Source organism: Kitasatospora sp. NPDC093558, assembly GCF_040683475.1.
In the GTDB taxonomy this organism is placed as follows: Bacteria; Actinomycetota; Actinomycetes; order Streptomycetales; family Streptomycetaceae; genus Kitasatospora.
The window spans coordinates 1-1,120 of sequence record NZ_JBFBDY010001344.1; the positions used below are offsets into that span (position 1 = coordinate 1).

The 1,120-nt window shown below is 70.8% G+C and carries 2 protein-coding genes; both read right to left on the minus strand.

Annotated elements, in window-relative coordinates; all coding sequences use genetic code 11:
- On the minus strand, positions 1-777 hold a 777-nt coding region (locus AB0O00_RS40840), incomplete at its 3' end, for a DUF1611 domain-containing protein (RefSeq protein ID WP_363659714.1).
- 11 nt (positions 778-788) lie between these two features.
- A partial coding sequence (locus AB0O00_RS40845; protein ID WP_363659715.1) for a hypothetical protein occupies positions 789-1,120 on the minus strand: 332 nt, incomplete at its 5' end.

The following is a 1,120-nucleotide window of genomic DNA, read 5'->3' on the forward strand; positions in this document are numbered from 1 at the left end:
CAGGAACAGCGGCCCGCCGGAGCCCCGCGGGTGGTTCAGCGCGCCCTGCCCTTCGACGAGGACCAGGTCGCTGTCCTCGACGGCCGCGCACACCTCCTCCTCGATGATCTTCGCGACGTAGTCGACCATGATCGCGTCGATCGACACGCCCCGGCCGGTGATCATGGTGCCGATCTGGCCGGTCGCCACGAAGGTCGGCGCCAGGCCGCGGCGCAGCGCCTCCTTCTCGATCTCGAGCATGGTGGTCATCTTGCCGATGCCGCAGTCCGTGCCCACCGTGAGCACGGTGCGCGAGCCGGGGCGGTGCGTGCGGATCTCGAACACGGGCTTGCCGTCGGGCCTGAACTCGACGGTGTAGCGCTCCTTGGGCTCGCGGCGGACGTCCCAGAGCGTGGCGCCGCTGCGTTCGGCAGCGGCCCGGATCTCCTCGTCCTCGCCCAGCATGGTGTGCAGGCCGTTGATCACGTCGAGGCCGTGAGCGAGCGCTTCGAGGACCGTGGCCCGCCAGCTCGGGGGCAGGATGCCGCCGGTGGGCTCCGCCCCCAGCAGGACCGCGTCCGGGCGGAAGGACAGCGCGGCGGCGATGTCCGCCACGATCGGGATCCCCGCGCCGAGACCCTCACCGACCGCCTCGGCGGTGTCCCGCCCGGCGTTGTGGCTGTCGACCACCGCGACGACCCGTTCGGAGCGGTAGCGCAGGATGCCGGTCAGGGTCTTGGCCGGGCTCGGGGTGATCTCGTCGTCGGCGAGGATCACGATGCGCTTCAGGTGTTCCATGTCAATGCCCTTCATCTGGTGGTGCTCTGGTGGGTACGGGTTTTCGCCAGGTGGAGGCCGATGCCGGCGATCGTGGCCGTGCCGAGCGCGAGCCAGTACAGGTCGCCGCTGCCGCGGTGGTAGCAGGCCAGGAAGACGACTCCGCCGAACAGCGATCCGACCGCTTCGCCCGTGGTCAGCGAAACGCCCTGGAGGTTGGAGGAGGCGATGGGTGAGACGTTGGTGAGGCGGTTGAACGCGGTGGAGACCATCGGGCCGTACAGCATCTCCGCCAGCGCGAACACCACCGTGGCCGCGGCCGCTGCGGCGGCGGCCGGAAGGCCGACGCCCAGCAGCGCGATCC